27 protein-coding genes are annotated in these 23,806 nt (G+C 73.3%); 19 read left to right on the top strand and 8 right to left on the bottom strand.

Going from position 1 to position 23,806, the window contains the following annotated elements:
* Positions 1-135: 135 nt before the first annotated feature.
* The 13 genes from AC5L3C_RS32540 to AC5L3C_RS32480 all read left to right on the top strand — a co-directional run bounded on the left by AC5L3C_RS32540 (position 136) and on the right by AC5L3C_RS32480 (position 12,192).
* Positions 136-1,863, top strand: coding sequence for an AMP-binding protein (locus tag AC5L3C_RS32540; protein ID WP_493652705.1), 1,728 nt, complete (start codon positions 136-138; stop codon positions 1,861-1,863).
* On the top strand, positions 1,860-2,837 hold the full coding sequence (locus AC5L3C_RS32535; protein ID WP_493652703.1) for a ribonucleotide-diphosphate reductase subunit beta: 978 nt from the start codon (positions 1,860-1,862) through the stop codon (positions 2,835-2,837). The genes AC5L3C_RS32540 and AC5L3C_RS32535 overlap by 4 nt, the downstream gene beginning before the upstream one ends.
* An 81-nt stretch (positions 2,838-2,918) precedes the next feature.
* Positions 2,919-3,182: an acyl carrier protein gene (locus AC5L3C_RS32530; protein ID WP_125508535.1), complete on the top strand. Its 264-nt coding sequence runs from the start codon at positions 2,919-2,921 to the stop codon at positions 3,180-3,182.
* Positions 3,183-3,216: 34 nt separating this feature from the next.
* Positions 3,217-3,900 carry an SGNH/GDSL hydrolase family protein gene (locus AC5L3C_RS32525; RefSeq protein WP_493652700.1) on the top strand — a complete coding sequence of 228 codons (684 nt, stop codon included), beginning with the start codon at positions 3,217-3,219 and terminating at the stop codon, positions 3,898-3,900.
* Positions 3,900-5,516, top strand: a complete 1,617-nt coding sequence (locus AC5L3C_RS32520; protein ID WP_493652698.1) for a GMC family oxidoreductase — start codon at positions 3,900-3,902, stop codon at positions 5,514-5,516. Before AC5L3C_RS32525 ends, AC5L3C_RS32520 begins: the two co-directional genes overlap by 1 nt.
* Before the next feature lie 49 nt (positions 5,517-5,565).
* Positions 5,566-5,937, top strand: a complete 372-nt coding sequence (locus AC5L3C_RS32515) for a hypothetical protein (RefSeq protein ID WP_493652696.1) — start codon at positions 5,566-5,568, stop codon at positions 5,935-5,937.
* A gap of 75 nt (positions 5,938-6,012) precedes the next feature.
* Complete coding sequence (locus tag AC5L3C_RS32510; protein ID WP_493652694.1) at positions 6,013-7,272, top strand: acyl-CoA dehydrogenase family protein; 1,260 nt, start codon at positions 6,013-6,015, stop codon at positions 7,270-7,272.
* 247 nt (positions 7,273-7,519) lie between these two features.
* Positions 7,520-8,452 (top strand): hypothetical protein, encoded by a 933-nt coding sequence (locus AC5L3C_RS32505; RefSeq protein ID WP_493652693.1) that lies wholly within the window; start codon positions 7,520-7,522, stop codon positions 8,450-8,452.
* On the top strand, positions 8,449-9,339 hold the full coding sequence (locus AC5L3C_RS32500; RefSeq protein ID WP_493652692.1) for a HesA/MoeB/ThiF family protein: 891 nt from the start codon (positions 8,449-8,451) through the stop codon (positions 9,337-9,339). The genes AC5L3C_RS32505 and AC5L3C_RS32500 overlap by 4 nt, the downstream gene beginning before the upstream one ends.
* Positions 9,339-10,271, top strand: coding sequence for an AurF N-oxygenase family protein (locus tag AC5L3C_RS32495; RefSeq protein WP_019524802.1), 933 nt, complete (start codon positions 9,339-9,341; stop codon positions 10,269-10,271). Before AC5L3C_RS32500 ends, AC5L3C_RS32495 begins: the two co-directional genes overlap by 1 nt.
* A 17-nt stretch (positions 10,272-10,288) precedes the next feature.
* Positions 10,289-10,618 (top strand): DUF4873 domain-containing protein, encoded by a 330-nt coding sequence (locus tag AC5L3C_RS32490; RefSeq protein WP_493652691.1) that lies wholly within the window; start codon positions 10,289-10,291, stop codon positions 10,616-10,618.
* A 62-nt stretch (positions 10,619-10,680) separates the two neighbouring features.
* The gene (locus AC5L3C_RS32485; RefSeq protein ID WP_493652690.1) at positions 10,681-11,448 is read left to right on the top strand and encodes a dienelactone hydrolase family protein; all 768 of its coding nucleotides are present in this window, start codon (positions 10,681-10,683) and stop codon (positions 11,446-11,448) included.
* Between the two features lie 129 nt (positions 11,449-11,577).
* Positions 11,578-12,192 (top strand): TetR/AcrR family transcriptional regulator, encoded by a 615-nt coding sequence (locus AC5L3C_RS32480; RefSeq protein ID WP_125508515.1) that lies wholly within the window; start codon positions 11,578-11,580, stop codon positions 12,190-12,192.
* 102 nt (positions 12,193-12,294) lie between these two features.
* Here AC5L3C_RS32480 and AC5L3C_RS32475 read toward each other — a convergent pair whose 3' ends face one another.
* The gene (locus AC5L3C_RS32475) at positions 12,295-13,872 is read right to left on the bottom strand and encodes an AfsR/SARP family transcriptional regulator (RefSeq protein ID WP_493652689.1); all 1,578 of its coding nucleotides are present in this window, start codon (positions 13,870-13,872) and stop codon (positions 12,295-12,297) included.
* A 221-nt stretch (positions 13,873-14,093) separates the two neighbouring features.
* Here AC5L3C_RS32475 and AC5L3C_RS32470 point away from each other — a divergent pair, with 221 nt between their 5' ends.
* Positions 14,094-14,636, top strand: coding sequence for an RNA polymerase sigma factor (locus tag AC5L3C_RS32470; protein ID WP_493652688.1), 543 nt, complete (start codon positions 14,094-14,096; stop codon positions 14,634-14,636).
* Between the two features lie 17 nt (positions 14,637-14,653).
* Here AC5L3C_RS32470 and AC5L3C_RS32465 read toward each other — a convergent pair whose 3' ends face one another.
* The 3 genes from AC5L3C_RS32465 to AC5L3C_RS32455 form a co-directional block, all read right to left on the bottom strand.
* Complete coding sequence (locus tag AC5L3C_RS32465) at positions 14,654-15,280, bottom strand: YigZ family protein (RefSeq protein ID WP_493652687.1); 627 nt, start codon at positions 15,278-15,280, stop codon at positions 14,654-14,656.
* Positions 15,281-15,486: 206 nt separating this feature from the next.
* Positions 15,487-16,029: a SixA phosphatase family protein gene (locus AC5L3C_RS32460; protein ID WP_493652686.1), complete on the bottom strand. Its 543-nt coding sequence runs from the start codon at positions 16,027-16,029 to the stop codon at positions 15,487-15,489.
* Positions 16,026-16,751, bottom strand: coding sequence for a hypothetical protein (locus AC5L3C_RS32455; protein WP_493652684.1), 726 nt, complete (start codon positions 16,749-16,751; stop codon positions 16,026-16,028). The genes AC5L3C_RS32460 and AC5L3C_RS32455 overlap by 4 nt, the downstream gene beginning before the upstream one ends.
* A gap of 204 nt (positions 16,752-16,955) precedes the next feature.
* Here AC5L3C_RS32455 and AC5L3C_RS32450 point away from each other — a divergent pair, with 204 nt between their 5' ends.
* Together AC5L3C_RS32450 and AC5L3C_RS32445 are read left to right on the top strand one after the other, a co-directional pair.
* Positions 16,956-17,363: a CoA-binding protein gene (locus AC5L3C_RS32450; RefSeq protein WP_493652683.1), complete on the top strand. Its 408-nt coding sequence runs from the start codon at positions 16,956-16,958 to the stop codon at positions 17,361-17,363.
* A gap of 61 nt (positions 17,364-17,424) precedes the next feature.
* Positions 17,425-18,648: a 4-hydroxybenzoate 3-monooxygenase gene (locus AC5L3C_RS32445; RefSeq protein ID WP_493652681.1), complete on the top strand. Its 1,224-nt coding sequence runs from the start codon at positions 17,425-17,427 to the stop codon at positions 18,646-18,648.
* A 9-nt stretch (positions 18,649-18,657) separates the two neighbouring features.
* Here the strand turns inward: AC5L3C_RS32445 and AC5L3C_RS32440 are convergent, their stop codons facing one another.
* Positions 18,658-19,017, bottom strand: a complete 360-nt coding sequence (locus AC5L3C_RS32440) for an ArsR/SmtB family transcription factor (RefSeq protein WP_493652680.1) — start codon at positions 19,015-19,017, stop codon at positions 18,658-18,660.
* A gap of 71 nt (positions 19,018-19,088) precedes the next feature.
* Between AC5L3C_RS32440 and AC5L3C_RS32435 the strand changes: the two genes are divergently transcribed.
* Positions 19,089-20,123 (top strand): cation diffusion facilitator family transporter, encoded by a 1,035-nt coding sequence (locus tag AC5L3C_RS32435; protein WP_125508500.1) that lies wholly within the window; start codon positions 19,089-19,091, stop codon positions 20,121-20,123.
* Between the two features lie 19 nt (positions 20,124-20,142).
* Here AC5L3C_RS32435 and AC5L3C_RS32430 read toward each other — a convergent pair whose 3' ends face one another.
* Positions 20,143-20,700, bottom strand: a complete 558-nt coding sequence (locus tag AC5L3C_RS32430) for a YbaK/EbsC family protein (protein ID WP_493652678.1) — start codon at positions 20,698-20,700, stop codon at positions 20,143-20,145.
* A gap of 43 nt (positions 20,701-20,743) precedes the next feature.
* On the bottom strand, positions 20,744-21,316 hold the full coding sequence (locus AC5L3C_RS32425; protein WP_493654117.1) for a helix-turn-helix domain-containing protein: 573 nt from the start codon (positions 21,314-21,316) through the stop codon (positions 20,744-20,746).
* A 112-nt stretch (positions 21,317-21,428) separates the two neighbouring features.
* Between AC5L3C_RS32425 and AC5L3C_RS32420 the strand changes: the two genes are divergently transcribed.
* Positions 21,429-22,286: an EamA family transporter gene (locus tag AC5L3C_RS32420; protein ID WP_493652676.1), complete on the top strand. Its 858-nt coding sequence runs from the start codon at positions 21,429-21,431 to the stop codon at positions 22,284-22,286.
* A 6-nt stretch (positions 22,287-22,292) separates the two neighbouring features.
* On the opposite strand, the gene AC5L3C_RS32415 is transcribed toward AC5L3C_RS32420, so the two are convergent.
* Positions 22,293-23,123 (bottom strand): acyltransferase, encoded by an 831-nt coding sequence (locus tag AC5L3C_RS32415; RefSeq protein WP_493652675.1) that lies wholly within the window; start codon positions 23,121-23,123, stop codon positions 22,293-22,295.
* A 109-nt stretch (positions 23,124-23,232) separates the two neighbouring features.
* Here AC5L3C_RS32415 and AC5L3C_RS32410 point away from each other — a divergent pair, with 109 nt between their 5' ends.
* Positions 23,233-23,763 (top strand): gamma carbonic anhydrase family protein, encoded by a 531-nt coding sequence (locus AC5L3C_RS32410; RefSeq protein WP_493652673.1) that lies wholly within the window; start codon positions 23,233-23,235, stop codon positions 23,761-23,763.
* The last annotated feature ends 43 nt before the right edge of the window (positions 23,764-23,806 follow it).

Raw genomic sequence — 23,806 nt, 5'->3', positions numbered from 1 at the left:
TACCACGCAGCCGCGGCCCCGCCCCACGTCAGCGGCGCGCACCGAGCCGCGGCGAAAATCTCGATTCGCCGCGAGGGGACGGCAACCCCAGCCCGTAACACAGGACGAGAGCCCATCGGTTCATGAGGGGAATTGATGAACACAGTCCTCGACTGGCTGGACTCCCCCGCGCCCGAGCGTGGAATCCACTACTACCGAAACGGCGACTGGCACTTCAGCGACTACGCGGGCATCGCCTCGGCGGCCCGCCGCACAGCCGCCTTCCTGCACGCCAACGGCGTCACCAAGGGCGTCGTGTCCCTGCTCGTCGAGGAGCCCGAGAGCTTCGTACCGGCGTTCCTCGGCACCATGTACGCGGGGGCGACCCCGTCCCCGATCGCCTCGCCCGTCGCCTTCGGCGGACACGAGGCCTTCACCGAGCACGCGGCCGCGATCCTCGGTGCCGCCGCGCCGGCCGCCGTGCTGACCGACCGCCGGCTCGCCCCGCTCGCCGCCGCGGCGAGCACCAGGGCCGGGACGGGAGAACCCCTGGTCCTGCCCGAGCCGGACGGCCTGCCCGCCGACGACGGGCCGGCCCGCCGGACGGCGGAACTCGCCCTGCTCCAGTTCACCTCCGGTTCCAGCGGTACCCCCAAGGGGGTCCGGGTCACCGGCGACAACCTCGCCGCCAACGTCCGCGCCATCCACGGCTGGCTCGGCGTGACGAGCGAGGACTCCTGCTCGTCGTGGCTGCCGCTGTACCACGACATGGGCCTCATCGGGACCTTCCTGGGCTCCGTCGTGGCCCAGATCGACCTGTGGCTGATGAGCCCCGTCGACTTCATCCGCTCCCCGGCCCGGTGGCTCGACTGCCACGGAAGGCACGGGGTGACCATCACCACCGCCCCCAACTTCGGCTACGGGTACGCGACATCCCGCGTGCGCGACGAGGAGCTGGCGGGCGCGGACTTCTCGGCCTGGCGGGTCGCGATGAGCGGCGCCGAGCGCGTGGACGCGGGCGTGGTCGCCGACTTCACCGCCCGGCTCGCCCCGTACGGCTTCGACTCCCGCGCGATCACGCCCTGTTACGGCATGGCGGAGACCACGCTCGCCGTCACCGGTGTCCGTCCCGGCCTCGGCGCGCGCATCGTCCGCCCGGCCGGCCCGGTGGACACCGGGGCGCCGGTGACCGTCGCCGGCACCGGCACCCTCGGCGCCGACCGGCCGGAGGAGCCCGCGGGCTGGATCGCCTCCTGCGGCCGGCCGGTGCCCGGGACCGCCGTGGAGATCGTGGACGACGACGGGACACCGCTGCCGGACGGCACGTTCGGGGAGATCCGGGTGAGCGGCACGTCCGTGGCCGACGGTTACGAGACGGCCGACCCGGCCGCCAACCGGGCCTTCGGCGACGACGGACTGCGCACCGGCGACGCCGGTTTCCTGCTCGACGGCGAGCTGTACGTGGTCGGCCGGATCGGCGACAGCCTCAAGGTCCGCGGCCGCAAGGTGCACGCCGAGGACCTGGAGGCGGCGCTCGTCTCGGTTCCCGGGGTGCCGCCGGGCCGCTGCGCGGTGGCACTCGGCGACCGCGACGGACGCCCGGGCGCGGTGATCGTCGTGGAGGCGCCCGGCGACGGCTGGCTCGAGGCCGTGCAGGGCGCGCTGCGCTCGGCCCTGGACACCTCGGTCGCCCTGACCGTGGTGCGGGCCCGGCGCGGAACGATTCCGCGGACCTCGAGCGGCAAGCCACGCCGCCGGCTGCTGTGGCGGCAGGCGGGCGAGGGCACGCTCGCCGGCGACGTCCTGCACCGCACACACGGGCCTCACGACCCGACCGAACCGACCGCACCGACCGCACCGCGACTGGATGGGGCTGCCATATGAGCGTCACGACCTCCGGGCTCGTACTCGACGTCACCGAGACGGCCCCCGAGACCGCCGCCGAGCAGCGCGGCCGACTCGCCAACTCCGCTGCTCTGTATCGCCGCTGGGAACGCCAGCAGTGGGCCGTCGCCCAGGTCGACCCGGCCCGGGACGCGGCGGCCTGGGAGTCCCTCACGCCCTTCTCGCGCGAGCAGATGCTCGGCTCGCTCGGCGAGCTGGAGGTCGGCGAGGTCACGGTGACGCACACGCTGGGCGCGCTGATCGACGCGCCGCCCACGGAGGACGACCGGATCTTCCTGTGCACCCAGCTGGCCGACGAGGCACGCCATGTGCGCTTCTTCCAGACCTATCTCGAGGACGCCTGCCGGACGGGCCTGGACGCGGTCGAGGAGGGCGCCGACTACTCCGAGGTGTTCACTCCCGTACTCACCCGCGCCACCGACGCGGTGCGTCAGGACCCGGAGGACCGCGAGTCCTGGTACCGCGCCCTCATCTACTACCACCTGATCACGGAGGGCGTGCTCGCCGCGACCGCCCTGCGCACCACCCGCTTCCTCGCCCGCCGGCTGAAGCTGGAGGCACTGGAGGAAGGACTCACGAACGTCACGCGCGACGAGTCGCGCCATGTCTCCTACGGCCTGCGCGCCGCGCAGGACGGGGTCGCCGGCGGGTTCGCCCAGGTGATCGAGGACGCGCACTTCGAGTCGCTCGGCGCGGCGGCCTGGGTGCTCATCGGTCCCTCCCGGCACAACCCGGTGCCCGCGCTCCACGCGGCCATGCTCAGCCGCGCCGCCCAGATCCGGGGCAGCGTCGACATCGCCCGGGAGCGACTGGCCAAGCAGCTGCGTCTGGTGGGTCTGCCGCACGTGGCGGAGAAGGCCGTCGCCTCCTGGGACCTCGCGGTGGAGACCGCCCTCGACGCCTACGCCGAGCGCTGGAACGCGCCGCACCCGATCCGGGCCGCCGCGGCCTGAGCACCGCCGGTCCCCCGCGCCGCACCGGCGGCGCCCGGGACAAGAAACAAGCCACAGAGCCAGGAAAGGGACGAAAGAGACATGGACAACGGCACGTCGCGCGCACAGGTCCGCCGGATCGTCGGAGAGATGAGCCCGCTCGGCGCCCGTGAGGCGAACTCCGGGGACCGGCTCGTCGAGGACCTCGGCTACGACTCGCTCGCCGTCATCGAGCTCTCGCTCCGTATCGAGCAGGAGTTCACGCTGGTCGATCTCGGCACCGGCCCCACCGCCGACATCACCACGGTCAAGGACATCGAGGACTTCGTCGTTCAGCAGCAGGCGGCACCGAGCGACGCCGCCTGATCCACCCGCCCGCCCAGAGAGGTACGACGAGAAGATGACGACTTACGATCTGCGCAGCGAGACGGACGACCCGCTGGCACTCTCCCACGAGGAGTCCGTGCGCCTGCTGCGCGGGGCCCCGTGGCAGCGGCTCGCCATCATGGGCGACAGCTTCGCCGCCGGTCTCGGCGACCCGAGCGAGGGGTACGCCCATGTGCCGTGGCCGCAGCGGATCTCGGCCGCGCTCGGCGCGGGCAAGCCCGACTTCGCCTATCTGAACACGGGCGTCAAGGGCAAGCGGACCGGTGAGGTGCGCGCCGAGCAGCTCGAGGAGGTTCTCGCCTTCCGGCCGGACCTGGTCAACGTGGCGGCCGGCGGCAACGACCTGTTCGACGCCGAGCCGGACCTGGACGGCGTCGAGGCCGACCTCGACGCCATGTACCGGGCGCTGCGGGCGCAGGGGGCGGACATCTTCGCGTTCACCGTGACCAACGTCTTCGAGTCGGTACCGGAGCTGGCGGTCTTCAGCGACCGTACGGCGGCCCTCAACGACCGCATCCGCGCGGTGGCCCGGCGCCACGACGCCGTGCTGATCGAGATGTGGCACCACCCCGTACGGCTGCGCCCCAACCTGATGAGCGCCGACGGCATCCACTTCGCCATGGAGGGGCACGCCGCCCTCGCCGCGGAGATCGTCAAGGCCCTCGGCGCGCGCAGCGCGCACCGCGCGGAGACGTGATGGGCGCCGACCTCACCGCGCGGTACGTCGTGGTCGGCGCGGGCTCGGCCGGCTGTGTGCTGGCCGAGCGGCTCAGCGCCGACGGCGACGCGCAGGTGGTGCTCATCGAGGCGGGCGGCCCGGACCGGCGCGCCGAGATCGGCATCCCCGCCGCCTTCCCCTCCCTGTTCGGCACCTCCGCGGACTGGGGCTACCGCACGACTCCGCAGCCGGGGCTGGACGGGCGGATCCTGAACTGGCCGCGCGGCCGGACGCTGGGCGGCTCGTCCTCGCTCAACGCCCAGATCTGGACCCGTGGCCACCTGGCGGACTTCGACGGCTGGGCCGAGGACGACGGGTGCGCCGGCTGGTCGGCCGGGGAGGTGCGGCCGTACTTCGCGCGGGCCGAGGACCGCTCGGGCGCGGGCGGCTACGGCTCCGGCGGGCCGATCCGCATCGAGGACCTGCGCGACCCGAGTCCGGCCACGGCCGAGTTCCTCGGCGCCTGCGCCGACGCGGGGCTGCCCGCCCTGGACGACGGGCGTCCACTGGAACCGGAGGGCGCGGGGCCGGTGCGGACCACCCAGCGCGGGGGACGGCGCTGGAGCGCGGCCGACGGCTATCTGCGGCCCGCGCTGCGGCGGGAGAACCTGACCGTCGTCACGGACGCCCGTGTCGAGCGGATCCTGATCGAGGACGGCCGCGCGGTCGGGGTCGCCTACACCACCGCCGACGGGCCCGCCGAGGCACGCGCCGACGGCGAGGTCGTCCTGGCGGCGGGGGCGATCGGCTCCCCGCAGCTGCTGATGCTCTCCGGCGTCGGCGACGCGGACGAACTGCGCGGGCACGGCATCACCGTGCACGCCCACTCGCCCCGGGTCGGCCGGGGCCTGGCCGACCACCTCTACGTGCCGCTGGCGTTCGAGGCCCACGGCCGGGTGACCCCGGGGGTGACCGACCGGCAGGGCGAGATCACCGAGTTCCTGCGCGGCCGGCGCGGGCGGCTGACGTCCAACCTCGCGGAAGCCGTCGCGTTCCTGCGCAGCGGCCCCGGACTCCCGGCGCCCGACCTGGAGTTCGTGTGGATGCTGGTGCCCTTCCTCGACCAGGAGCGGGCCGCGCGGCAGCACGGCGTCACCCTGGGCGTGGTCCTGCTGCGGCCGCGCAGCCACGGCACCGTCCGGCTCGCCTCCGCCGACCCGGCGGCGCACCCGGTGATCGACCCGCGCTACCTGTCCGACCCGGACGGCGACGACCTGCGGGTGCTGACCGAGGGGATACACCGGGCCCAGCAGGTGCTGACCAGGCCCGCGCTGGCCGCGCGGCTCGGGGCACCGCTGACGCCGGGTGCCCTCGATCCGGACCCCGGCACGGTGCACGCCCTGACGCGGACCCACGCGGAGACCCTGTACCACCCGGTCGGCACCTGCGGCATGGGCGGGGACCCGGAGGCCGTACTGGATCCGCACCTGCGGGTCCGGGGGGTGGCCGGGCTGCGCGTCGTCGACGCCTCCGCGCTGCCGTCCCTGCCGCGCGGCCACACCCACGCGCCCACCGTGATGCTCGCGGAGCGGGCGGCCGACCTGATCCTCGCCGAGGCGGCGCGGCACCGCCGCGGTGCCCTCGCCGGCCGCTGACCCGCCGCCCCCTTACGACCAGCCACATGACACGAAAGGCAGTACGACTGTGACCGTTCAGGACCCGCAGCTGTTCACCGACGCCTTCCGGGCGGCCCTCACCGACGCGGAGTTCGCAACCCTGCTCAAGGAGCGCGACTTCTCCCTCCAGTTCGTCCTGACCGGGGATTCCGGCACGGCCTTCCTGCTGGACTCCGACGGCGTGCACGACGGCGCGCCCCGGCCGGCGAGCCTGCGGCTGGAGGTGCGGCCCGACGCGCTGCACCTCATCCTGCTGGGCCGGCTCGGCGTGACCCGGGCGATCGTCGACCGCAGTCTCGTCGCGAAGGGCCCGGTGCCCCGCGTGCGCCAACTCGCGGACCTGCTGCCGCCGCTGGGCCGCGCCTACGCCCAGCTCGCGTCGGCCCCCTCGGGTGCCTGACCCGGGCTCCGGGCCGCAGGCACCCCACCACCGCCTCTTCTCTCCCTCGTCCGTCACCACAGAAAGCCGGCTGCTGTGATCGCGACCACCACCGCCGTACCGAACGCCCCGACCCTCTCCGACCTGCGCGCCCTCAACGAAGCGGCGATGCCCTCGCTGTTCCAGCTCCCGCCCGAGGTGGAGGAGCTGCGCGACGAAGTCCGCGACTTCGCACAGACCGTGGTGAAGCCGCGGACCCTCGCCAACGACCTCGCCCCGGCCGACGAGTTCGACTGGGAGATGGTCGAAGCCGGCCACCGGCTCGGCCTGTTGCGCCTGACCATGCCCAAGGACCTCGGTGGCCGCGGCATGGGTGTGCTCGGCGTGGCGGTCGCCATGGAGGAGATCGCCTCGGTCTGCGCCAGCACGGCGCTGATCTTCGGCGCCTCGCTGCTCGGCCAGACCTCCGTGCTGTTCTCCGGCGACCAGCAGCTCCAGGCCCGCTTCCTGCCCCCGTTCCTCGGGGACAGGCCGGTCCTCGCCTGCAACGCCATCACCGAGGAGACCGCAGGCTGCGACCTGCTGATACCGGAGCACGCCGAGCTGGCCGAGGACGTGATGACGGCCCGCCGGGACGGCGACCACTTCGTCCTCGACGGCGTCAAGCGCTTCATCACCAACGGCAAGGTCGCCGAGTGGGCGGCGGTGTTCGCCAACATCGAGGGCAACCCCGGCGCCACCGGGCTGACCGTGTTCATCGTGCCCCTGGACAGCGAGGGGGTCACCCGCGGCGCGGTGGCCGACAAGATGGGCTACCGGGCCTGCCTGGGCACCACCCTCACCTTCGAGGACGTCCGGGTGCCGGAGGAGAACATCGTCTTCGGGGAGGGCGGCGGGTGGAACTACCTGACCGTCCAGTCGAACCAGGCCCGTTCGATCGTCGCCGCGATCTCCACCGGGGTCGCCCGGGGCGCCTTCGAGATCGCCAAGGAGTGGGCGGGCGAGCGCGTCCAGGCGGGCAAGCCGCTGTACGAGCACCAGTTCACGGCGCGCAAGCTGGCCGAGATGTCCTCGAAGATCGAGGCCTCCCGGCTGCTGTACCTCCAGGCGGCGCACCAGGCGGACAACATGCTGCCCGCCCCCGTCTACGGCCCGGCCGTGGCGAAGATGTACGCCGACCGCGCGGCGATCGAGGTGGCCGAGGAGGCCATGTCCATCGTCGGCGCGCGCGGCTACTGCCGCGAGCACGCGGTCGAGAAGCTGGTCCGGGAGTCGTTCGGTGCCCGCATCTACGAGGGCACGCCGGAGGTGCTGGCGCTGGCCATCACCGGTGCGCTGTACGGGCGCCGGCTGTGACGCCCCGCCCGCGGACCGACCGGACGGCCGCGCAGCGGACGGCGCCGGCCCGGACGGCCGGGGCCCGGACGACGGCGCTCCGGGAGCGTGCAGCGGCCTTCTCCGCGGCGTCGTACGTCGAGGCGATGGTGGCCTCGGCGGCACGCTGCACCCGCCTGTCGATGGAGCCGCGGCTCGTGCCGGGGACCGATTCCGTCCCGGCCGCGGCGCCACGGCCGCACGACGCATCCGCGCAGGGGAGACCGACGTGACCTCGCAGACCGTCACCGGTGCGACACCGCCTGCGGACGACGCGCGCCGCGCACGCTATGTGGCGCGCGTGCTGGACGTGCACGACCACATGAGCCTGGCGGGCCTGGCCGAACAGGCCGACCCGCTGTACCTGGCCCGCCGCCCGGACGGCCTGACCGTGCTCGCGGTGCCGCAGTCACAGCTGCCCGAGCGCTACCGGCTGGCGATCTACGGGTTCCGGCTCGCGCAGTACCTGCGGTCCCGGTTCGCCAGCGACCGCGTGGCCTTCGCCCGCGGCCTGTTCGCGGAGCCGGCCGGCCCGGGGCACGGCGAGGAGATCCACGTCATCGGCATGGAGGAGCGGACCGGCGCGATCCTGCGCTACGTCTCGGTCATCGCCACGACCGAGACCGCCCCGCTGCCCGTCACCCACCCGGACCGGGCCCCCTTCCCCTGCGAGGTGGCCCACGGCATCAACCTGTTCGACCACGTGCCGCTCGAGGAGCCGGTCGATGTGCGGGAGGTGTGGGAGATCAAGCGCCTGATGCAGCGCCCCTCCCAGCGCGACGCCTCCCCGGCCCTGCGGCTGCGGCTGTCGCTGGAACTGATGCTCGGCTTCTACACGGTGCTCGCCGGTCTCTCCCCCCGGCCGCGCTTCCTCGTCGGCGACGGCGAGGAGGGCCTGGCCGTGCGGCGCCTGACGCGCAGCCTCGGGGAGATCACCGTGATCGAGGGCACGCGCCCCTCGCTGCCCGAGGACGACCTGCTCTTCCCGGCGTACGTGGAGCGCGCGGTGGTCAAGCCGTTCGTGGCACGGGTCCCGCGCGGGGCGGAGATGGAGCGGCTCCTGAGCTGGCTCCGGCGCGCGCTGGACGCGACCAACCCCCTCGCCGGCTTCCAGCAGTTGGTCGGCCGGGTCAATGGAGAGATCCGGAGGGTGAGGATATGAGCACCACCACCGCGGCCAGGACGGTTCCGGCCGGTGTCCCCGAGGACCCGGAGGCCTACTACCGGGTCCTGACCGAGCGCAACCGGGGGCTGATCCCGGGCGAGGTGCAGGAGCGGCTGCGCGACGCCACCGTGCTGGTGGCGGGGTGCGGTTCGACGGGCGGCGCGGTCGTCGAACCGCTCGCCCGCCTGGGCACGGGTCGCTTCGTGCTCGCCGAGCCGGGCGAGTACGAGCTGAACAACCTCAACCGGCAGAGCGCCACGCACACGGACATCGGCCGCAACAAGGCGGAGGTGGCCGCCGAGCGCATCCGGTCGGTCAACCCCTTCGCCGGGATCCGGGTCGACACCGCGGGCGTCCGCCCGGACGCGCCCGACCTGCTGCTGGACGGCGTGGACGTGGTCGTCGACGGCGTGGACGTGACCACCCTGGGCGGCTGGCGGGCCAAGTACGCGCTGCACGCGGCGGCGGCACGCCGCCGGCTGCCCGTGGTCTCCGGCTACGACCTGTCGGGCACCCAGCACGTGCGCTACTACGACTACCGGGCCGAATCCGTCCCGCTCGCGGGCGCGATCGCTCCCGGGGACATCACCGAGGACGCGCTGTGGACGCTGCTGCTGAAGGTGATCCCCCGGGAGATCGTCCCGGCCGACCTGATCGCCGACGTCACCGCGCACCGCGCGGACCCGGACTACAGCGTTCCCCAACTCGTTTACGCGTCGCACCAGTTCGGCGTGCTCGCGGCCCGGTACGTGGTCGAGATCCTGGCCGGCCGCCCGGTCCGCGAACAGCTCACGGTCGACGTGCACCGGCTGGTCTCGGCGGATGCCGGCCTGCCGGATGCCTCTTCGGACAGCACTCAGCGCGCACAGGACAAGGAGTCGTGATGACCACCGCCACCGACCGCCCGGGCCGCCGCTCGGAGGACCCGCTCGTCCGCCAGACCAAGAAGGCCACGCAGCTCCTCGTCGCGTCGGCTCGGCACTCCTACGATCCGCGGGTCGACGTGAACTGGGACGAACCGCTGGAGGAGGGCAAGTGGTTCCTGCCCGAGAAGCGGATCTCCCTGTACGGCACCGAGCTGTACGACTCCCTGTCCATGGAGCAGAAGCTGCTGCTCAGCCGTGAGGAGCTGGCGTCGTCGCTGGCCGCGGGCGTGTGGACCGAGCACATCCTGCTGCACCTGGTGTCGCGGTACGCCTACAAGCGCGACATCACCAGCCCGCAGGTGCAGTTCGCGCTGACCGAAGTGGCGGACGAGGTGCGCCACATGATCATGTTCGCCCAGCTGGTGGAAAAGACGGGCTCGGAGTTCTACCCCGTGAACCCGAAGACCCAGCGGGCCGGGCTGCTGCTGAAGACGTTCGCCCCGGTGCCCGCGCTGTGGGCGATGCTGCTGCTCACCGAGGAGTTCTTCGACCGCTTCCAGCGTGAGCAGGCCAACGACGAGACGGTGCAGCCGCTGGTGCGCACGGTGGCCCGCATCCACGTGGTGGAGGAGGCCCGGCACATCAGCTTCGCCCGTACCGAGCTGGAGCGGTTCGTGCCCACGCTCTCCAAGCGGCGTCTGCAGATGCTGCGCGACTTCCTCGCCTCGGTGGTGAAGTCCATCCGCCGGGACCGCTACAACCCGCTGATGTACGAGCGGGCCGGCCTGGACCCGAAGGTCTGTGTCGAAGCGGGCCGCAACAACCCCGTCGGGCTGGTCAACGGAGCGTACGGCGCCGAGCGGATCGCCCCGTACTACAAGTCGATCGGGCTGATCGGCGGCCGCTCGGAGAAGGTGTGGCGCTCGGCCGGTTGGCTCAAGGACGCCTAGAGAAGAGGGTGTTGATCGTGGACGATGACGGGTACGAAGGTCCGGCGGTGCTGGCGGTGGAAGGCCGTGCCGAGTTCACCGTCCGGGCCCGGCTCACCGGCAGCTTCCAGCCGCTGGACGGCCGCTACCGCTGGTACGGACGACTGGAGGCCCACGAGGAGCTGACCCGGATGGTGGGGGACCGCAGCGCCGGTGTGGTGCTGCGGACGTCCGAGGGGAACGCGGCGGGCCGCATCACCGAACCCGACCTGTGGAACCGCTACCGGATCGAAGGCATGGGCGTGCCCCCGTTCCGAATTCCGTTCACCATTGAAGAAGTTTCGGAAATCGGTACCTCCGGCCACTGAAATCACGTCAGTAACAGCGTAAGAAGAAAGAACCGCACAGGACCCACGGAGGCCCCCGGCACATGTGCTTCGACGAGGACGCCATTCCACCGGTACCGCAGATTCCGGATGCCGCGGTCGAGAGCCGCTATCTGGAATTGACCGCGGCCGACGGAAACACCTTCGCCGCATTCACCGCCGCCCCGGCGGGCGGCACGCGCACAGCGATCGTGATCCTGCCCGACGTGCGCGGCCTGTACGGGTTCTACACGGAGCTGGCCAAACGCTTCGCGGAGAACGGCGTACGGGCGCTCGTCATCGACTACTACGGCCGCACGGCCGGCGCGGCCAAAAGAGAAAGCGATTTCCCCTATACCGAGCACATGGCCAGGCTCACCCCGCGCCAGCTCTACGCCGACCTGAGCGCGGGCATCGCGCACCTGCGCTCCGAGGAGGGCGGCGCCGCGAGCGCCGTCCTCACGGTCGGCTTCTGCATCGGTGGCCGGCTCGCCGTGATGGCCGCGGCCGGCCGCTCCGACCTGGCCGGCGTGATCGGCTTCTACTGCTGGCCGGCCGACGGTCCGGACGGTTCACCCGGTCCGACCAGCAGGGCGGCCGACCTGAAGGCACCGGTGCTGGCGTTGATGGCCGGGGAGGACCCGGGCATCCCGCCGGCCCATGTGAAGGCGTTCGAGGAGGCCCTGGCCGAGGCGGGCGTCGACCACGAGGTCGTCACCTATCCCGGCACCCCGCACAGCTTCTTCGACGCCAAGCGGGACGCCTACGCCGACGCCTCGGCGGACGCCTGGGACCGGGTGCTGCGGTTCGTGGACCGGGTCGGGGCGGGCTGAGCCCCGGTCCGGGCGCAGGACGCAGGACGCAGGACATCAGGGAACGGGAACACATACGTATGGAAGGAATGAAACTGCGTGTAGCCTGGAAGGCCAGCTCAATGCGGTCCGACCTCGGGAAGTGTGAACATGCCCACGACTCGTACGAGAACGCGTCCGACGCAGCGTGAGCGGTCCGACAGCACCATCGAGGAACTGCTGAGAGCCGCCCGCACGCTGTTCGCCGAACGCGGGTACAACGCGACCTCGCTGGATGCCGTCGTGGAGGCCGCCCACCTCACCAAGGGCGCCCTCTACCACCACTTCTCGGGCAAGCAGCACCTCTTCAGAGCGGTGTACGAGCGCGAGCAGGCGCGGCTGTCCCACATCGTGGCCGAGGCCTACCTGGACGCGGAGCCGGATTCCTGGGAGGCGGTGTTCGTGGGTGCGAAGGCCTTCCTCGTGGAGGTCCTCGCACCCGACGTCCAGCGCATCAACCTGCTCGACGCCCCGGGCGCGCTCGGCACCGAGGAGATGCGCGAGATCAACTCGGGCTGCATGAAGATGATGGAGGAGGGGGTCCGGCGCGCCACCGAGAACGGGGACATCGCGCCGCACTCCGTGACCGCCCTCACCCACCTGCTGTACGGCGGCCTGTGCGAGACGGCGATGGCGGTCGCGCGCGCCGAGGACCAGCAGCAGGCCCTCGACGCGGGCATCACCGAACTGCGCGGCCTCTTCGACGCGCTGGCCACCGCACGCTGAGCACGCGTGGCCGCGGCGAGGGGCGCCGCGCCGCTGCGGTTCCCCGGCCACGGCGGCGCCGCGGACGGTCCCGGCACCGTCGCGGGACCGCCCGTGACGCGTTCAGCACCCCCTGGCCGCCATCGCCTCCGCGAGGTCGGCCAGGGGGAGCCAGGGCCGCACCAGCGCCTGTTCCGCGGCCACGCTGAGCGCCCGTGGAGTGCCGCCGCACAGCTCGACGATCCGGGCGACGGCCCCGGGCTCCTGCTCGACGCGGCGCTCTCCGAGGATGCCGGAGAGCATCCGCTGGGCCTGCTGGATGCTGAGCTCGCGCAGTCCCACGGTGCGCAGCGGGCCGATCCCGGCCAGGCGGCCGGCGTCGCGCGTGGTGACCAGGAGGGCTCCGGCGGACGGGCCGGGCAGCAGCGCCTTCAGCTGCTCCGCCGAGGCGAGGTCGTCGAGTACGACGAGGATCCGCAGGTCCTTCAGGATGTTCCGGGCGAAACCCGCCGTGTCCCTCTCGCCCTGCGGCACCGTCACCCCGAGGCTGCGCAGCACGAAGCGCAGCACGTCGTCCCCCGAGGGAACCCGCTCCCGCTGCGGCACGACCGCGCGGGCCCGCCGGCCCGGCTCGGTCCGCGCCCGCGGGGCGGACGCGCTCGCCACCAGCTCGGCGCACGCCTCCCGCACGCCGCTGCCGCTGCCGTGCAGGTCCACGAAGATCTGCCCGTCCGGGAAGCGGTGCGCCACCCGGTGCGCCCACTGGACCGCCAGGGCCGTCTTGCCGATGCCCGCGGGCCCTTCGATGACCCTGATGACCGGCCTGCCGTCGGCGGCGGTGACGGACCCGTCGAACATCGCCAGTTCCTGCTCCCGCCCCACGCAGCGGATGCCCCGCGGCAGCTGGCGCGGGACGGTCGGGGCGGCGTCGACGGACGGTCCGGAGGTGTCCGGACCGGGGTCGGCACGCAGGATCCGGGCGTGCAGCGCCTTGGTCTGCTGGGCCGGGTCCACTCCCAGCCGGTCCGCGAGCCGGCGGCGCAGCGCCTCGTACGCCTCGATGGCCTCGGCGCGGCGGCCGAGTCCGTGCAGCCCGGTCATGAGGTTGCGGATGACCAGTTCGTTGTCCGGGTGCTGGTCGGCCAGCGCGTACAGCTCGTCGAGGAGTTCGGCCCGGCCGCCGAGCCGCAGCTCGCCCTCGTGGCACTCCACCAGTGCCGACAGCCGCTCCCGTTCGAGCAGCCGCCGGGTCCGCTCGGCCCACTCCCCCGCGATCCCGCCGAGGGGCCTGCCGCGCCAGACGCCGAGCGCCTCGCGGAACAGCCGCACGGCGGTGCGGGTGTCCGCCCCCGCGGCCCGGGCCCTGGCCACGGTCCGGCGGAAGCGGTGCAGGTCGACCGCGTCGGCCTCGACCTCCAGCACGTACCCGCCGTGCCGTCGGCGCAGTGTGGTCCCCGGTCCGCTTCCGGTGTTCTCCAGGACACCGCGCAGCCGCGATATATAGGAGTGCACCATGTTCCGCGCCGACTGCGGGGGTTCGGCCCCCCATGTCCAGTCGATCAGCTCGTCGGGCATGACGACTTCATTCGCGCTCACCGCGAGCATCGCGAAGATGCAGCGCTGCTTGGCCTGACCTAAATCGATGTGCTTTTCCGTGTCGGCCCGGTACTCCACAGGCCCCAACAACTGAACAAGGACCACGCTTGCCCACTCCCCCGTGTGCGCGCTGGTTCGGATCTATGTGCCACCGATACAACCGGCTTCGTGCTCGTGAATGAAGCCCGTGGCGATGTGGCATTTCTCTATTTTCCCTGAACGGTACCCGCAGCCGGCCCGGCCGCCGAATGCATCCGTCAAGGTTTCCCGCACCGAGCCCGTCGAGTGTGAGCGCTGCGACAACCACCTCGTACGCGGGAGATGATGTGACGCACGCTCTGTCCCACCCCTGCACGGAGAAGGAAAGGCTCCGGCGCCGCTGGAATCTGGTACTGGCCGAGCGCGAGCGCCTGCTCCGGCTGGCCACGAGCCGGCTGGGCCGCACCACGGACGCCGAGGACTGCGTCCAGGAGGCGATGATCCGGGCGGTGACGTACGACGCACTGGACGAGTCCCGGGTCGCCGCGCTGCTCACCACCATCACGCTGCGCCTGTGCGTGGACCATCAGCGCGGCACCCAGCGCGACCGCCGGCTGGCCCACCGGGTCCAGGTGCTGCGCACCTCCCGCCCGGACACCGGCTCGGAGGTCGAGCACCGGGTCTGCGAACGGGCCGCGGGTGCCTGGCTGCTGACCCAGATGACCGGCCTCGGCGAACGCGAGCGCGACGTGCTGCTGTCCCGGGCTCGCGGTCTGAGCACCGCCGAGACGGCGAACGCCCTGGAGATCACCTACAAGTCGGCCGAGAGCGCCTTCACCCGGGCCCGCAGCCGCATGCGCGTCCTGTACCACGAGGAGATGGCCCGCTGACGCCTCCGCGAGCGGGGTCAGGCGTCGCCGTACGCCTCCCCGCCGAGCTCGAATCCGGCCGCCCCCGCGGTGACGTCGGCGAGCCAGGCGCGGAAGGCGGGCACATCGGCGTCCGGGAGGCCGATCCGGATGGTGACCTTCTCGCCGTAGTGCACCTCGCGCACGTCGCGTCCGGTGGCGCGCAGGTCGTTCTCGACCTTGCCGGCCCGCTGGTGGTCGACGGTCACGGTGACCAGCCGGAAGCGGCGCCGGGTGAGGGTGCCGACGGCGTCCAGGGCCTCGCCGACGGCGCCCCCATAGGCGCGGATCAGGCCGCCCGCGCCGAGTTTGACGCCGCCGAAGTAGCGCGTGACGACGGCGACGACGTACCGCATGTCACGCCGCAGGAGCATCTGCAGCATGGGGACGCCGGCGGTGCCGCCGGGTTCACCATCGTCGCTCGCCTTCTGGACCGAGGCGTCGGCGCCGATGACGTAGGCCCAGCAGTTGTGGGTGGCGTCGCCGTGCTCCTTACGGACGGCGGCGATGAACTCCTGCGCCTCCCGCTCGCTGCCCGCCGGGGCGAGGGCGCACAGGAAGCGGGAGCGGTTGACCTCGGTCTCGTGCACACCCGCGCGGGCGACGGTGCGGTACTCGTCCTGCATCCGGCCAGCCTATGCGCCGCCGCGCGGGCGTGCTGCCGGGGCTAGTGCCGCGGCAGGCAACGTTTGCCCGTCAAGGAGCGGCGTCCGGTGCGTGCTCTCGGCGTGCTGGCCGGAAGTCCTCGTACTGGACGTACTTGGGCTTTCGGCCGGTGCGGCGAGAGCGTTTGCCGGGCGTCGCGACGGGGCGAACGTTGCCTGTCGGGGCACTAGTGGGCGGTGGCGCGGGGGACGGTCAGGGAGGTGAGCAGGGCGGTGCCCGGGGTGAGGTCGCGCCAGCGGGGGCCGCGCCAGGACAGGACGGCGATGGCGGAGGTGGGGAACTTCACGCGGACGCGGTCCAGGGTGTCGTCGAGTCCGTCGGAGGCCAGGGTCAGGACGAGGTCCTCGAGTCCCGGGTTGTGTCCGACCAGGAGCAGCGTCGCGACCCGGGCCGGCGCCTCGTGGATCACGTCCAGCAGCTCGGGGACGTCGGCGTGGTACAGGCGCGGGTCGTACCGGACCGGCGGGGGTGTGCCCCAGAGGGCGGCGGCCAGTTCCCAGGTGCGGCGGGCGCGCACCGCGGTGGAGCACAGCGCGAGCCCGGGCAGGGTGCCGGCGTCGGCGAGCACCCGTCCGGCGACCGGCGCGTCCCGGACGCCGCGCGGGGCGAGGGGCCGTTCGTGGTCCGTAACGCCTTCCGGGCGGGCGGACTTGGCGTGGCGCAGGACCACCAGACGGCGCAGGGGGCCGGCGCCGGCGCGCTCGATCATGCCGGGGATCCCAGGTCGCGGGTGAGGTCGAGGCCGAGCAGCCGGTCGGCGTAGGCGTACGTCTCGAAGCGGGCGCCGTCCGGCAGTTCCGGGTCGGCCTCCACCGCGCGGAGCACACCGAGCACGCGGGGGGTGTCCAAGTCGTCCTCCCAGGCGGTGCGCAGGTCCGCGCGCACCGGGTCCGGGACGGGGCGCGAGGGGCGGTGGGCCCAGTCGGCGACCGCGCGGCGCCAGCGGACGAGGGTGTCGCGGGCCTCGTCCAGGGCGGCCTGGCCGAGGGTGACGGGTGCGTGCCGGGGGTGCGCGAGCAGGGCCAGACGCAGCACGGCGGGGTCGGTGGCCTCCGGCGGGCCGGGTACCTCCCAGCGCACGGGGGCCACGGCCAGGCAGGGCCCGTCGGGCGTTCCGGCGCCGTCGCCGGCCACGTGCAGCACCTGTGCCTCGCCGAGGCCGGTCCCCGCGTCCCGGCCGTCCTCGAACGGGCGAACGCCCAGCGCCTCGCCCGCGGCGCGCAGCTCCGCCCGCTGCCGCTCGCCGGTGAGCAGCGCCCAGACCGGCGTACCGCCGAGTTCCAGGGCGCGTACGAGCAGGTCGGCGACGAGGAGCACGCGCAGGTTCGCCGGGTCGAGCCCCTGGGTGTGGGCCTCGACCCGGGTGAGCCCCCGCCGGGCGGGGGCGGCGTCCACGGGTTCGCCGGTTCGGGCGTCGGTGATGCGCAGCACGAGGCGAGCGTAGGCGCGTGAGCGGGCGTACGCAGGTATCCCGCCCGCTTTTCGGGTCGGCGTGCGCCGTTCCCCGCACCGTACGGCGCGGCGGGCGCTACAGTCGGCGGACCTCCCGGGGGCCTGCGGCGGTCACGGGAATCACCGGGGGCCCCGCCCGGTTGTCGCGAGCGACAGCTTTTTCACGACTCCGGGAGGCCGGCGGTGTACGGCGACAAGGCAACGGTCCGCAAGATTCTCACGCAGCACGGTGACACCTGGGCCGTGGTGGGCCTGTCGTCGAACCGGCAGCGCGCGGCGTACGGCGTCGCGCAGGTGCTGCAGCGCTTCGGCAAGCGCGTGGTGCCGGTGCACCCGAAGGCGGAGACGGTGCACGGCGAGCAGGGGTACGCCTCGCTCGCGGACATCCCGTTCGACGTGGACGTCGTGGATGTGTTCGTCAACAGCGACCTCGCCGGCGGCGTCGCGGACGAGGCGGTGGCCAAGGGCGCGAAGGCGGTGTGGTTCCAGCTCGGCGTCATCGACGAGGCGGCCTACGAGCGGACTCGTGCGGCGGGTCTGGACATGGTGATGGACCGCTGCCCGGCGATCGAGATACCCCGGCTCGGCTGACCGCTCACCGGGGCCGCGACGGCACGGTGCCACGAGGGTGCAGTGCCGCCATAATGACGCGATGACGCAGAGCGCCCCCCACCCCGACTCCCCTGCGCCACAGCACTTTCCGGTCGTCGTCGTGGGCGCGGGGCCGGCCGGGCTGACTGTCGGCAACATCCTGCGGGCGGCCGGTGTGGACTGTCTGGTCCTGGAGACCGGGAGCCGGGAGTTCATCGAACGCCGGCCCCGGGCGGGGGTGATCGAGGAGTGGGCGGTGCGCGGCCTGGAGCGGCGGGGCCTGGCGGGGAAGCTGCTGGACCGCGCCGAGCTGCACACCGCGTGCGAGTTCCGTTTCGACGGGGAGCGCTACCGGTTCTCGTACCAGGAGCTGGCGGGACATCACCACTGGGTGTATCCGCAGCCGTTGCTGGTGACGGACCTCGTGCGCGAGTACGCGGACGTGCGCGGCGGGGACATACGGTTCGGCGTGCGCGACGTACGGCTGCGCGGCCTGGACGGCGACCGTCCCTCGGTGTCCTACCTCTGCCCCCGCAGCGGCCGGCGGGAGGTCGTGGTCTGTGACTTCGTCGCCGGCTGCGACGGCGCCCGCGGGGTGAGCAGGTCGTCCGTCGCGCCGGAGCGGGCCAGGGTCGCGCGCCACGACTACGGCATCGGCTGGCTGGCCCTCCTCGCCGAGGCGCCGCCGTCCGCCGACTGCGTGCTGTTCGGCTGCCACCCGGACGGCTTCGCCGGCCAGATGCCCCGCAGTCCGGAGGTGACCCGCTACTACCTGCAGTGCCCGCCCGGCGACGACCCGGATACCTGGTCGCACGAGCGCGTCTGGACGCAGCTGCGGCGCCGGCTGGCGGCGGCCGGAGCGGCTCCGCCGGCCGAGGGGCGGCTGATCGAGAAGCGCGTGCTGGACATGCACGACTACGTCACCGAGCCGATGGCGTTCGGCCGGCTCTTCCTGGCCGGGGACGCGGCGCATCTGGTCGCGCCGATCGCCGCCAAGGGCATGAACCTCGCCCTGCACGACGCGTTCCTGCTCGGGGACGCCCTGGTCGCCCGGCTCACCCGGGACGACGAGAGCGGGCTGGCGGGTTACTCACGGGAGTGTCTGCGGCGGGTGTGGGACTACCAGGAGTTCTCCCAGTGGCTGTCCGAGGTGTACCACGGCGCCGCGACGGGAGACCCGTTCCGTGCGGGCACCGCGCTCGCCCGGCTGCGCCGCCTGTTCGCCTCCCCCGTCGCCGCGGCCGCGTTCGCCGAGCAGTACCTGGGCACGGCGGCCCGGTACTAGGCCCTGGCGTCAGTCGTGCGGGGGGCGGTCGCCGATCCGGTGGTCGGCCACGTTCAGCGCCTCGTCCACCAGTCTGCGCAGATGGCCGTCGCGCAGGGAGTAGATCACCCGGCGGCCCTCCTTGCGGGTGTCCACCAGCCCCGACCGACGCAGCCGCGCCAGGTGCTGGCTGACCGCCGGACGCGCCGCCCCGCACGCCTCGGTGAGCGTGGTGACGTCGGCCTCGCGGCCGCTCAGGGCGTGCAGCAGGGTCAGCCGGGTGCGGTCGCCGAGGAGGGCCAGCAGCTCCGCCGCGAGCGCGAACTGCTCCTCGCCGGGCGTGTGCGGATGCGCATCGTGCGCAGATGACAGGTGCATGCGTGCGCTCATACGCACATAATGACTCCGCGGGCGCCGCCGCGTCCATCCCGCCCTGCCACCGGCTCCGGAAGGGGACGACCGTGACCGACCGGCACCACCATGACCACGACCACCACCACCGGCCTTCCCGGCTGCACCGCCTCGCCCATCGCTTCAGCCCCCACTCCCACGAGACCGCCGACAAGGTCGACCCCGCCCTGGAGTCCTCGGCCCGGGGCATCCGCGCGCTGTGGGTCTCCCTCGCCGTGCTCGGGGTGACGGCACTGGCGCAGGCGGCCGTGGTGCTCGTCTCGGGCTCGGTGGCGCTGCTCGGCGACACGGTGCACAACGCGGCCGACGCGCTGACCGCCGTACCGCTGGGCATCGCCTTCGTGCTGGGGCGGCGCGCCGCCACCCGCCGCTTCACCTACGGCTACGGGCGGGCCGAGGACCTGGCCGGACTCGTGATCGTGCTGACGATCGCCGCGTCCGCGGCCTTCGCGGGCTGGACGGCGGTCGGCCGGCTGCTGGACCCGCGCCCCGTCGCACACGTGCCGGTGGTGGCAGCCGCCGCCCTGGTCGGGTTCGCGGGGAACGAGTGGGTGGCCAGGTACCGCATCCGCGTCGGGCGCGCCATCGGCTCGGCCGCGCTGGTCGCCGACGGGCTGCACGCCCGCACGGACGGATTCACCTCCCTCGCGGTGCTGCTGAGCGCCGGCGGCGCGGCCCTGGGGTGGCGGTACGCGGACCCGGTGGTGGGGCTCGCGATCACGGCGGCGATCGTGCTGGTCCTGCGGGACGCCGCGCGGGAGGTGTTCAGGCGGGTGCTGGACGCCGTGGACCCGGCGCTGGTGGACCGGGCGGAGCGGGCGCTGACGGAGGTGCCCGGGGTGCGCGCGGTGGGCGAGCTGCGGCTGCGCTGGATCGGTCACCGGCTGCGCGCGGAGGTGGCGGTCGTGGTGGACGGCGAGGCCACGGTGCGCGAGGCGCATGGCATCGCCGTCGACGCCGAGCACGCGCTGCTGCACGCGGTGCCCCGGCTCACCGCGGCGCTGGTGCACGCCGATCCGGAACCGGTGCCGGGTGCGGCGGACCCGCATCTGCCGCTGGCCCACCACCTGGCGGGGCCGGGCTGAGACGAGGGCGTCCCGGGCGTCAGGCCACGCCCAGTCCCTCCAGGACGACCGCTCCGGGCAGCTCCGCGAACGCCTTGCCCGGAACCAGCAGCTTGCCGCGCCGCCGCCCGCTGCCGACGAGCACGTACGGCAGGTCCACCACGGCGGCGTCGACCAGGACCGGCCAGCCCTCCGGCAGCCCGATGGGGGTGATGCCGCCGTACTCCATGCCGGTCCCGCCCGTGGCCGTGTCCATGGGGGCGAAGGAGGCCTTGCGGGCCCCGAGGTGGCGGCGGACCATACCGTTGACGTCGAGCCGGGTGGTGGACAGCACGACGCACGCGGCGAGCGTGGTGGCGCCGCCCCGCCTGCCCGAGACGACCACGCAGTTCGCCGACCGCTCCAGCAGGTCCCGGCCGTAGTGCTCGACGAAGACCGCGGTGTCGGCCCAGCGCGGGTCGGTCTCCACGTAGAGGATCCGGTCGGCGGGGACGCTGCCGCTCCAGGCGCGGATCGCGGTGGCCACCGGCGCGGTGAGCCCGTCGAGGCAGTCGGGCGTGGGTGTGGCGTGGTCGAAGTCTCCGATGGGTGCGCGCATGGCCGCACCGTAACAGCCGCCCGACGGCCGTCGAAGGGCTGTTTCAGTGCACGGGCGGCACCGAGACCGTCATGATCATCTCCATCGGGACCTCGCCCTGATTGCCGTACGTGTGGGGCAGGTTGGCCTCGAAGGAGGCGCTGGCACCGGTGGGTACCCGGTGCTCGGCGCCGTCGACGGTGAGCGTCAGCTCCCCGGCGGTGACGTGGACGAGTTCGACCGTGCCAGCCGGGTGCGGGTCGGAGTCGCTGCTCTCGCCGGGCATGAGCCGCCACTCCCACATCTCCAGCGGGCCGGGCGCCTCGGCACCGGCGAGCAGCCGGTTGTAGCTGCCACCCTCGGTGTGCCACAGCCGCACCGTCTGGTCGGCGGGGACGATCCGGACCTGGGGGCCGCGCTCGTAGTCGAGCAGCGTGGTGATGCTGACACCGAGCGCGTCGGCGATCTTGACGACCGTGCCGATGCTCGGGTTGGTGCGGGCCTGTTCGATCTGGATGAGCATGCCGCGGCTGACGCCCGCCCGCGCCGCGAGCGCGTCCAGGGTGAAGCCGCGTTCGGCGCGCCAGCGCTTGACGTTGCGCGCCAGGGACTGGGTCAGCAGGTCGAGGTCCGACACATTCCGTCCGTTCCGTTCCGTCACGTTCAATATTTTGGATGGATCAGTTCACTGCATTCGACTACGGTGTGGTGCACCCGATTGTTCACCGCACTGTACTGCGAGGTCCGCCGTGACAGCACTTTTCGCCCTGGCCACCAGCCTGTTGTGGGGGCTGGCCGACTTCGGCGGCGGCCTGCTGACCCGGCGCACCCCCGCGCTCACCGTGGTCGTGGTCTCGCAGTCGATCGCGGTGGCCGTGCTCGGCGTGGTCGTCGTCGCGACGGGCGCCTGGAGCGAGGCCGACGGGCGGCTGTGGTTCGCCGTGGCCGCCGGGCTGGTCGGACCGGTGGCGATGCTGGCCTTCTACAAGGCGCTCGCCCTGGGACCGATGGGGGTCGTCTCCCCGCTGGGCTCGATCGGTGTGGCCGTCCCGGTCGGGGTGGGTCTGGTGCTGGGCGAGCGGCCCGGAGTGCTCCAGTTCGCGGGCATCGTGGTCGCCGTGGCCGGTGTCGTCCTGGCCGGCGGACCGCAGTTCCGGGGCGCCCCGGTGCAGCGGCAGGCCGTTCTGCTCACGCTGCTGGCGGCGTTCGGCTTCGGCGCGGTGATGGCCCTGATCGCCGAGGCGTCGACGACCCTCACCGGCCTGTTCCTCGCCCTGTTCGTGCAGCGGGTCACCAATGTGGCGGCGGGCGGACTCGCCCTCGGGATCGCGGTGCGGCGGGGCGAGGCCGCCCTGCCCCCGGGCGGGCTCCCCCGGCGTTCGCTGCCGGCGCTCGCGTTCGTCGGTCTCGCCGACGTGGCGGCCAACGGCACGTACTCGATCGCCGCGCAGAGCGGACCGGTCACGGTGGCCGCGGTGCTGGCCTCGCTCTACCCGGTGGTCACCGCCGTGGCCGCCCGGGGACTGCTCAGCGAGCGGCTGCGCGCGGTGCAGGCGGCCGGGGCGGGACTCGCCCTGGTGGGGTCGGTGCTGCTGGCCACGGGGTGAGCCGGCTCAGCTCCCGGGCTCCAGTTCCGCGAGCCGGTCCGGGCGTTCCCCGTCCAGTTCCGCGAGCCGCGCCGCGCTCTCCCCGTCCAGTTCGGCGAGCCGCGCCGCGCTCTCCTCGTCCAGCGACGACAGCGCCAGCAACTGCTCCGGGGTGACGCCCTCCGGGATCGGCACGGGCGCCGGTGTGCGCAGCGGCGGCTGCCAGCCGTCGGCGGGGGTCCAGCGGCGTACGACGCGGGCCGGGGCCCCCGCGACCACGGCGTGGTCGGGCACCGTGCCCCGGACCACCGCCCCCGCGGCCACCACCACGTTCCGTCCGATGCGCGCTCCCGGCAGGATCACCGCGCCGGTGCCGATCCAGCAGCCCGTGCCGATCTCCACCGGCTCCATCCGCGGCCACTGCTTGCCGATGGGCTTGTGCGGATCGTCGTAGGAGTGGTTGGTCGAGGTGATGTAGACGTAGGGCCCGAAGTAGCAGTCGCTGCCGATGGTGACGGTCGTGTCGGCGATGACGTGGCTGCCGCGGCCCAGGACCACCCCGTCCCCGATGCGCAGGATCGGCTCGGGGCCCAGGTCGAGGCCGGGCATCAGGCCCGCGGTGAGGGTGACCTGCTCGCCGACGATGCAGTGCGCGCCGAGCCGGATCCACGGTTCGCCGAACACCGTGCCCAGCGGGAAGGCGAGGCGGGTGCCCTCGCCGATCGAGCCGAAGCGGAAGCGGCCGGGGTGCTCGGCGGTCACCGAGCCCGTGCGCTGCACCCAGGCCCAGCCCGCGTGGACCGCCCGCTGAGCGAGGCGGCGCGGCCAGGACGAGAACGTGTTCTTGCGCTGCGGCACGGGGTTCACCGTAGTCGGCGCGCGTCGCGGCGTCGGGCCGCCGCCCCTGTGATCTTCACCCCACCGGGTTGGCGTACGGTTCCCTCATTCATCCGACGAGGAGGCGACGATGACGCACCAGGCACTGATCAGCGGCGTCGGCGGCAAGGAGCCGCAGGTGGACCCCGAGGCGTTCGTGGCGCCCACGGCCTCGGTGATCGGGGACGTGACGCTGCACGCGGGCACGAGCGTCTGGTACGGGGCGGTGCTGCGCGGGGACGTGGAGCGGATCTCCGTGGGCGCGGACAGCAACGTGCAGGACAACTGCACGCTGCACGCCGATCCCGGGTTCCCGGTGAGCGTGGGCGAGCGGGTCTCCGTCGGCCACAACGCCGTGGTGCACGGGGCGACCGTCGAGGACGACTGCCTGATCGGCATGGGGGCGACGGTGCTGAACGGCGCGGTGATCGGCGCGGGGTCGCTCGTGGCCGCGCAGGCGCTGGTGCCGCAGGGCATGCGGGTGCCGCCCGGGTCGCTGGTGGCGGGTGTGCCGGCGAAGGTGCGGCGGGAGCTCAGCGCCGAGGAGCGTGAGGGGCTCACGCTCAACGGCACGATGTACGCGGAGCTGGCGAAGGTGCACCGGGACGAACACGGCGCGTAGGGGTTGTCGGCGGACTGCACGGCCGTCCGGGGCCGGCCGCGCA

It is taken from the genome of Streptomyces speibonae, from assembly GCF_984686075.1.
The sequence above is the reverse complement of the archived record's forward strand: the minus strand, read 5'-3'. Positions and strand labels throughout refer to the sequence as shown.